General features: G+C 45.2%; 9 protein-coding genes and 1 other RNA gene. 6 read left to right on the top strand and 4 right to left on the bottom strand.

The genetic code is table 11. From position 1 onward, the window contains the following. Positions 1-20: 20 nt before the first annotated feature. The 4 genes from WC445_04390 to WC445_04405 are packed head-to-tail and all read right to left on the bottom strand — an operon-like array spanning position 21 to position 3,729. On the bottom strand, positions 21-1,136 hold the full coding sequence (locus WC445_04390; GenBank protein MFA5129163.1) for a PDZ domain-containing protein: 1,116 nt from the start codon (positions 1,134-1,136) through the stop codon (positions 21-23). 5 nt (positions 1,137-1,141) lie between these two features. Further along, positions 1,142-1,903, bottom strand: a complete 762-nt coding sequence (locus WC445_04395; protein MFA5129164.1) for a hypothetical protein — start codon at positions 1,901-1,903, stop codon at positions 1,142-1,144. Positions 1,904-1,922: 19 nt separating this feature from the next. Beyond that, complete coding sequence (locus WC445_04400; protein ID MFA5129165.1) at positions 1,923-2,693, bottom strand: hypothetical protein; 771 nt, start codon at positions 2,691-2,693, stop codon at positions 1,923-1,925. 10 nt (positions 2,694-2,703) lie between these two features. Beyond that, positions 2,704-3,729: an AI-2E family transporter gene (locus tag WC445_04405; protein ID MFA5129166.1), complete on the bottom strand. Its 1,026-nt coding sequence runs from the start codon at positions 3,727-3,729 to the stop codon at positions 2,704-2,706. Positions 3,730-3,785: 56 nt separating this feature from the next. On the opposite strand from WC445_04405, the gene smpB reads away from it, so the two are divergent. The 6 genes from smpB to WC445_04435 form a co-directional block, all read left to right on the top strand. Beyond that, on the top strand, positions 3,786-4,310 hold the full coding sequence (gene smpB / locus WC445_04410; GenBank protein ID MFA5129167.1) for an SsrA-binding protein SmpB: 525 nt from the start codon (positions 3,786-3,788) through the stop codon (positions 4,308-4,310). Between the two features lie 5 nt (positions 4,311-4,315). Next, positions 4,316-4,700, top strand: a transfer-messenger RNA (tmRNA) gene (gene ssrA, locus WC445_04415). 28 nt (positions 4,701-4,728) lie between these two features. Continuing rightward, positions 4,729-5,271, top strand: coding sequence for a translation initiation factor IF-3 (gene infC / locus WC445_04420; GenBank protein ID MFA5129168.1), 543 nt, complete (start codon positions 4,729-4,731; stop codon positions 5,269-5,271). A 14-nt stretch (positions 5,272-5,285) separates the two neighbouring features. Continuing rightward, positions 5,286-5,477, top strand: coding sequence for a 50S ribosomal protein L35 (locus WC445_04425; protein ID MFA5129169.1), 192 nt, complete (start codon positions 5,286-5,288; stop codon positions 5,475-5,477). Between the two features lie 21 nt (positions 5,478-5,498). Continuing rightward, positions 5,499-5,843 carry a 50S ribosomal protein L20 gene (gene rplT / locus WC445_04430; GenBank protein ID MFA5129170.1) on the top strand — a complete coding sequence of 115 codons (345 nt, stop codon included), beginning with the start codon at positions 5,499-5,501 and terminating at the stop codon, positions 5,841-5,843. A 353-nt stretch (positions 5,844-6,196) separates the two neighbouring features. Next, on the top strand, positions 6,197-8,139 hold a 1,943-nt coding region (locus WC445_04435), incomplete at its 3' end, for a MopE-related protein (GenBank protein MFA5129171.1).

An 8,139-nucleotide genomic window follows, 5' to 3' on the forward strand; every position in this document is an offset into this window, starting at 1 on the left:
ATTTTGGCTTATTTATTATATCACATTTTTTTGCCAAGAGTAATATCAATTATTTTTTCTTCGCCGTTTCGTAAAATTGTAATTTGAATTTTATCAGCAGGGGAGTATTGAGAGATTGCTTTTGTAAGATCGATTTTTTGGCTTAAATTTTCATTATTTATTTTTATAATAATGTCGCCGTCTTTAAGATCGCTTATTGCCGCCGGACTATTTTTGACCACGCCCATGATTTTTAAATTTTTGTCGCTCCAAATAAGGGCGCCGGCTGTTTTACCTTGGCTGAACGCTTCGCTAATCCCGGGAGAATTTCCAAGGTCTAAATAATGAACGCCAAGGTAGGGCCGTCCGGTATTTTCTGTTTTTAAAATTTCCAAGAAAGCATCTCGCCAAAAACTAATCGGCACTGCTACGGCGGGTGAGATATCGGAAAGAATTCCCACGATTTCGCCGGAGAGATTTATGAGTGGCGCGCCAATTTCATTTTGAGTCAGGTTTTGGTCTAGGAGAATAAATTTAGAAAATTTTTCGGAAGATTTGAGGAGATCTTTTGGCTCGGCAGCCGGCCCATAAGACAAGTCAACGGCTTGCAGAGTTTGGAATGATTGTTTATTCCTCAAGGTTAAAACTTTTTCCCCTAAATAAATATTTTCTTCCGACCCCAATTTTGGGACAGATAAATTATCCGCTTCAATTTTTATAAAAATAGCTCCCGTCGCTTCGTCAATAATAATCTTTTTCGGCTCAAAAATCTTTTGATCTCCCGCCACGATGACAAAACCATTTTTTGAATTAATTATTTTTCCCCCAAAGCTTATAATCCATCCGTCTGAAGTGAGGGCAGTGCCTAAAGCCATCCGCTCATCAGGAAGGTAAATTTGATTTTCCGGATTATGGGAAGAGATTTTTTTAGGAAAAATTTCAAGAACTGTCGGCAGAGTGCTTTTAGCCGCTTCTATAATTTTTTCATTTTCAGCAGTTTGGCTTGCTGCTTGTTTCACGCGACTTCCCTCGCTTGTGATAAAAATTTCCTGAGGCAAAAAATACGCAGTGGCAAGCATTTGTCCGACGATGCCGGCTCCCAGGCCGAAAATGACGGCAAAAATAATAATTTTTAGATTGGAGAATTTTGTATTCATATTTTTTAAACCCACTTGGCGGTTAAAAGAATAATAAAAATTGTTAAGCCGCAGAGAATGGAATAGCGACGGATAATTTTTTTATTAAGGCTGTTAAGCAGATGAAGCCGCATTAAATTATTTATAAAATAAAATGAAATGGCAATGATTAAACCGTTGACGAAATAGGCAGTCGGTAAAAAAGAGACGGCCCAAAAAAGTTCAAAGAGAAGCAGGCAAATGACAAAAATTTGAAGAGGCGCCGCTCGAATATTTATTTTATTTATCCAGATAGTTTGGAAAGTCAAGGCGAAAGTGAAGACAAAAGAGATAAGGGAAAGCTGCCAAAGCGCGATGTTTAGAAAAACTGAAAATCCAAAAAGACTTGAGCTAAAGAGAAACATTGCGGCCAGATTCAGGTAGTTGGAAATATTTTCCAAAGAGTTGGCTTGATATTTTTCGTGCTGATAAATATAAATAAAAATATTTTCTAAAAATACTCCGCAAAAAAAAGATAAGGAAAGGGCGAGAAGATGTCTTGCCCACGGCCGTTCCAAAAACATAAGAAACAAGACGCCGCTTGTTAAAAACAATAGCGGCGTCAAAAGATAAAGCCATCGTACCGTGGTATCCATCAATCCTTTGCCGATTATTTTCCAGGTCGCGACCCCGATCGCTAAAACCAAAAAAATAAAAATAAAATAAACAAAATGAGGTTTGAAAAAAAATAACTCCAAGCCGGAGAAAATCAGGAGAGGGGTGATAATGGGAATTAAGCGATTTATCATTTTTATTTTTGGTATTAGTTTATTTAAGAAGAGATGCCGCGTCAATCAGGCCATGGAGTACAATTTTGCCGTCTGCAAGTTCAACATTTTCCAGCTTTCCATTTTTAGAGATGGTTTCTTGCGTTGAGCTAATCTGATCTTTCAAAAATTTATCAACCAAGAAATTTCCTATTGCCGGCGGCAAAGACAGATTCCCAATTTTTATTTCCTTGAAAGAAATTTTTAAATTTCCTTCCATAACTTCCGGTTTTAGGACAACAGTCAAAAATGTTTTGTTTAATTCTTTAAGCTGTCCAAAAATTTCTAAACCGTCGGGGTTGATTGAAATTTGGGAATCGGAGAAAGGAAAATTTTCGGTCGCTTCTGCGCCCTTAAGAAAACCAGTCAGTTCTTCTTCCGTAAAATCCAAAGCGATTTCTATTTTTTGGCCGTCTTTTTCAGATTTTTTTCCTGACTCAATTTGTTGTTCAAGTTTTTGAGCAAGAATATTTTCAAAACTTTTTTCTTTGTCGATATTTGCAGAAACAATTCGTTCCGGAGTTGGTGTTTTGTAAAATAGTTTAGAAAAAACGGGGATATCAACTATTCCGGTTCTTGCCACGGCGGCGGCAATGCCACCCAAAATTAAAATCACGACAAGTAATTTCAAAAAACAGCAGGTAAAAAATTTCTTATGTTTTTTCTTTTTCATTTCGGAAATTACTTCTCCGCGAATCTCTTCTTTTAATTTTTCTTTTTCGTCTACTTTTTTAATCCAAGGGTCAGGGGATTGGTTTGTAATTACAGACATTTTAAAATTGTTAAGCGTTTGTTTTTTCTTCGTCTTTATTGAAAAAGTCTTGAAGCAAAATGGAAAGGGCGCTGGCAATTGGTATGGCGAAAAGAACTCCCAAAAATCCGGCAAGTTTCGCGCCCGTGATAACCGCGAGAATGGAGATAATAGGATTTAAACCAACGGCTTTTTGCATAATTTTCGGAGCCAGCAAATTATTTTCCGACCATTGCACTAAAACAAAAAGAAGAAGAACAAAAAGAGCGAGCATTGGCGATTGCCCCAAGGCGATAAAAATTGCGAAAGCCGCGGCGACCCATGGGCCGACGTAAGGAATGATTTCCAAAAAGCCGGCGATGAGACCAAGAACCAAGGCATATTTTACCCCCAAAATAGATAAGCCTATAAAAACAGCCAGACCGATAATAAGACAGAGAATAAGTTGTCCTTTAAGCCAGGCAGACATTTTTCCCTTCATGCGGCTGGCAACCTGAAAAAGATAAGGCTGATAGTGAGAAGGAATTAGTGAGCGCGCCAGACTTTTTAATTCTTTTTCTTCCACAACCATGTAAAAGGTTAGAACCAAAACTAGGAAAAAGGAAACAACGCCGCCAAAAATTCCACCTAAACCGGTGAAAATTCCCTGAGTGAAGTTTGTTTCAATTGCTTTGAAACTATTTTGAAGGGTAGAAAGATCGTATTTAGCCAAAAGATCTTGGGCACCTAAAGATTTAAGGCGTTCCCAATAACTCGGGAGGTTGTCAGTGAGCTGTCGGAATTGAGTAGTGAGCGGCGGAATAATCAAAACGATAATGAGTCCAATGAGCGAAAGTAAAATTATATAAACTAAAAGAACTGCCAGCGTCCTCGGGATTTTTCTTTTTTCAAAGCGATCGGCTAGAGGATCAATTAAAACTGACAGGATTATCGCTATAATAATTAGCACCAGTACGTCCCACATTAAATAAGCGAAATATAAAATGAGTAAGGTTAAAATTATTTTTACAATCGTGAGAGTGGAAACGTTGAAGGTAACTGATTTTGGGTCTGACATAATGTAAATTGTTAAATGATTATATTGTTAAATTGTTTTTTAATGTTATCATAAAAATGGTTGAAAAACAAGGAGGTCGCGCGGTTGGCCGGGCCAGCCGGTTGATTGTTCGGCATTCTTTGTTTATAATTGATGGTATGGCAATTATTTCCGTAAACAAGCGAGCTGGTTTTGATTACGAAATCCTTGAGCGGTTTGAGGCGGGCATTGTTCTTTCGGGTCAGGAAGTCAAATCAATCAAAACAGGCCACATATCTTTAGCCGGCGCATTTGTTACCCTAAAAGGCAGCGAAGCGTGGCTCACAAATGCCCATGTTCCTCCTTATAAAATGGCGGGGCAGATTTTAGATTATGATCCGACGCAACCGCGGAAACTTCTCTTGCGGAAGGAAGAACTGGCTTCGCTTTATGGAAAAATTAAACAGAAGGGCTTGACTTTAGTGCCGATTAGAGTTTATACTAAAGGCAATAAGATAAAATTGGAATTCGGAATTGGCAGGGGCAAGAAGAAATATGAAAAAAGAGATCTTATTAAAAAAAGAGAAGTGAACAAAAAAATCAGGGAAGCGATGAAAGTTTAATTTTCGGGGATGACAGGCCTCGATAGGAGTTCTTTACAAAATGAGCAAGTCGAGTATTGCCACAATCTCGCAAAACTTTGGCAAAATCAATAAGTGCAAACTTATTTAACAAAGTAAAGAACGCTTTGCGCGTTCCGAGCTTTGCTCCTGTTGCTGCTTAAATAGCCGCGACACATCGGCCGCCGACGCTCGGTAGGCGGGTCCCGGTGTCATAACCGAGATAGAAAATTTCTTCGGCTTAGAGAAATTTTTGAAAATTAATAGGCCTCGAATGCAAGGATTTTTGCTAAATTTATACCTTGTTATTTTAAAAATTTAATTTAGCTAAACTTGTAGAATCGTTTTGTCGAAGGCTTCTAGACGCGGGTTCAATTCCCGCCATCTCCACCAAAATAATTTAATATTAAAATTAAAACCCTTGCGCATTTCAAGAAAACAAGTTAAGGTTCAGACGATCCAGTATTGGATTAATGAACAAATAAGAGCGTCCGAAGTTCGCGTGATTGACGAAAGTGGGCAAAATTTAGGAGTGATGGATACTCCGGCGGCAGTTCAGCTTGCTCGCGAACGCGAGCTTGATTTGGTAGAAGTTTTTCCCAAGGCCGAGCCGCCCATCGCCAAAATTCTTGATTACGGAAAATTTTTGTATCAAAAAGATAAGGAGGCGAGAAAGCAAAAAGCTAAAGCAAAAAAAGTGGAAATTAAAGGAATCCGGCTTTCTCTTCGCATCAGCGCGCACGACCGCGATTTCAGATTGAATCAAGCAAAAGAGTTTTTGGAATCGGGTGATAAAGTAAAAGTAGAAATAATTTTAAAGGGGAGGGAAAGACAGTACGCTAACACCGCGCGGGAAGTCGCCAATCAATTTATCAACGCGCTTAATAATTTAGTGCCTACAAAAATTGAACAGCCTTTAAGTTTTCAGGGAGGCAGACTCTCTGTGACAGTGGGTAAGAAGTAAATTAATTTTAAAATATGAAAGTAAAAACTCATAAGCTTGTCGCTAAAAGATTTAAAGTTACAAAAAAGTCAAAAGTTCTGAAGCGCTGCGCTGGTCAGGATCATTTTAATACCCGCGATGCGGGAAAGATTACAAGAAAAAAAAGACGCGACGTTAGTCTTTCAGATTCTTTTAATAAAACAGTAAGGACGGCAATCGCCCATTAATTTTTATCTAATTTTCATTATATGCCGAGAGTTAAAAGAGGAAAAAATCATTTGAAGAGACGAAAGAATCTTCTGAAACAAACCAAGGGTTATAAGTGGGGGAGAAAGAGTAAAATAAAATTGGCTAGAGTCGCGATGCTCAAGGCTGGAGTTTATGCTTATCGTGATCGACGCGCGAAAAAAAGGATTGCCCGTCAACTTTGGCAAGTTAAAATCGGAGCTGCGAGCCAGGCGAACAATTTGAGTTACAGCAAACTTTTGGGGGCGTTACATAAGGCAAAAATAGATTTGGATAGGAAGATTTTAGCTGATTTGGCAGAAAATCATCCGGAAGTTTTTACCAAAATTGCGGAAATGGTAAAATAACAGTAAAATAATAAAGAATAAAACGTTTTAACAAAGCAGGGTCAAAAATCCTGTTTTTGTTTTATCCTCTTGACAAATTTACAGTTTATGTTAAATTATAATGTGCGGTTTTTGACTGAGAGGGGGGATAAAAATCCTCTTTCTTGTTGTGAAACAGAGCTAAAATAAAAGGTCAAAAACTGCTGTTCGTTGACAATTAGGAATTTTGGTAATCTCTCCTTGACGCGAGTTGCGTCTGAGGAGTTTTCGCGTCGTAAGGCGCGACTTGAAATTGGTTGTTCGGAAGAAGGCGGCGGTTCTGCCGCGTGCGGCACCGCCGCACAAGGAGGGAAAGGAAGATGAGGAGCGTGAACATGAGGAACTGGACGAACTGGATCGGGTTCTTGGTGCTCGGCGTGTGTACCGTGTTCGGCGTCGCGAGCTTCGGCTGCGGCGATTCTCGCGTCGTGTACGCGGGGGCCGAGTGCGAGGCGGACGACGACTGCGTGGCAGGGGAGTGTTTCCTCGGCCAGTGTCGGTTGATCTGCAACTCGTTCATCCACTGCCCACTGGGCATGCGCTGTGACGAGACCGGTCACTGCGAAGGGACGGCGTCCTGTCCGGACGCGCGTCCCGAGATCTGCGATGGCGTGGACAACGACTGCGACGGCGAAACCGATGAAGGCGGCGTGTGCGGCGAGGGAGTTTGCCCGCTGGGTGACTTCATCGACTGCAACACTCTCATTCCCGGCGCTTGCGCGGTCGGCCAGATGCGGTGTCTCGCGGACGGTTCGGGTTACTCCGACGTTTGCGAGCCGACGAGACGACCGGACGAGAATCCGGAAGTCTGCGGCAACCGCATCGACGACAACTGCGACGGACGAGTCGACGAGAACTGCGCCTGCGGTCCCGCGGGCCTTCCCATCGACTGCGTCATCCCGGGATTCTTCGGCGCTTGCGCCGAGGGCAGGATGTTCTGCCTGGACGACGGCACGGGCTACGGTCCGTGCCAGCCCTTGCACTTCCCGTCGGCCGAAACCTGCAACGGGTTCGACGACAACTGCGACGGCCGGATCGACGAAGGACTGCTCAATGCTTGCGGCTCTTGCGGTCCGGTAACCCCGGAGTACTGCGACGGCGCGGACAACGACTGCGACGGGTCCATTGACGAAGACTGCGAGTGTCCGGACGGCCATTCGCGCGTTTGCGGCACCGACGTCGGAGCGTGTACCACTGGTATCCAGCGGTGCATGGGCGGCTACTGGGGCCTGTGCCTCGGCACGGCTCCTGCCTCCGAGACCTGCAACGGCGTGGACGACGACTGCGACACCACGATTGACGAAGGCTGCGAGTGTCGCGGCGGCGATTCCCGTCCCTGCGGCACGGACATGGGTACGTGCACGATGGGCATCCAGACCTGCGTTGGTGGGTTCTGGTCTACCTGTTCGGGCAGAGCGCCCGCCTCCGAGACCTGCGACGGCCTGGACAACGACTGCGACGGTTCGGTTGACGAAGGGTGCGCCTGCACCATTGGTACGACCGAATCGTGCGGCACCGACCTCGGCGAGTGCGTCATGGGTACCCGGACCTGTCTGGACAACGGCTTCGGAGCCGGCCAGTGGTCCGACTGCGGCGGCGTGGGCTACACGGCTCCTGCCTCCGAGACCTGTGACACCTTCGACAACGACTGCGACGGTGACGTGGATGAGGGCTGTTCTTGCGTGAACGGCACGACCCAGCCCTGCGGCGACGACACGGGCGAATGCTCCCGCGGAACCCAGACTTGCGTCATGGGCCGTTGGGGCGCTTGCGTCGGTTTCGTCGGTCCCTCTCCCGAAGTCTGCGGCAACTTGCTCGACGAGAACTGCGACGGCCGCGTGAACGAGAACTGCGTCTGCACTCCCGGGGCAACCCGAGTTTGCGGAACGGACCTCGGAGCCTGCGCGAGCGGTCTCGAGACCTGCACCGACGGCTTCTACTGGGGCGTCTGCGTCGGCTACGTCGGGCCGGCTACTTCCGAATCCTGCGACACGATCGACAACGACTGCGACGGCGACATCGACGAAGGATGCTCCTGCGTCGACGGCACCACCCAACCCTGCGGGACGGACATGGGCGCTTGCGTCCGTGGTACCGCCACCTGCAGCGGCGGTCGCTGGGGCGTCTGCGCCGGCGAGATCACGGGTTCGCCCGAGACCTGCGACGGCCTGGACAACGACTGCGACGGTTCGGTTGACGAAGGGTGCGCCTGCACCATTGGTACGACCGAATCGTGCGGCACCGACCTCGGCGAGTGCGTCATGGGTACCCGGACCTG

It is taken from the genome of Patescibacteria group bacterium (assembly GCA_041650995.1).
Lineage (GTDB): Bacteria > Patescibacteriota > Patescibacteriia > XYB2-FULL-38-15 > XYB2-FULL-38-15 > JAHIRI01.

Bases quoted from the DNA above. Each gene is read 5' to 3' on its own strand.
- WC445_04400 (MFA5129165.1), bottom strand. From the start codon at position 2,693: ATGTCTGTAATTACAAACCAATCCCCTGACCCTTGGATTAAAAAAGTA.
- WC445_04390 (MFA5129163.1), bottom strand. From the start codon at position 1,136: ATGAATACAAAATTCTCCAATCTAAAAATTATTATTTTTGCCGTCATT.
- WC445_04405 (MFA5129166.1), bottom strand. From the start codon at position 3,729: ATGTCAGACCCAAAATCAGTTACCTTCAACGTTTCCACTCTCACGATT.
- WC445_04395 (MFA5129164.1), bottom strand. From the start codon at position 1,903: ATGATAAATCGCTTAATTCCCATTATCACCCCTCTCCTGATTTTCTCC.
- WC445_04425 (MFA5129169.1), top strand. From the start codon at position 5,286: ATGAAAGTAAAAACTCATAAGCTTGTCGCTAAAAGATTTAAAGTTACA.
- rplT (MFA5129170.1), top strand. From the start codon at position 5,499: ATGCCGAGAGTTAAAAGAGGAAAAAATCATTTGAAGAGACGAAAGAAT.
- smpB (MFA5129167.1), top strand. From the start codon at position 3,786: ATGGTTGAAAAACAAGGAGGTCGCGCGGTTGGCCGGGCCAGCCGGTTG.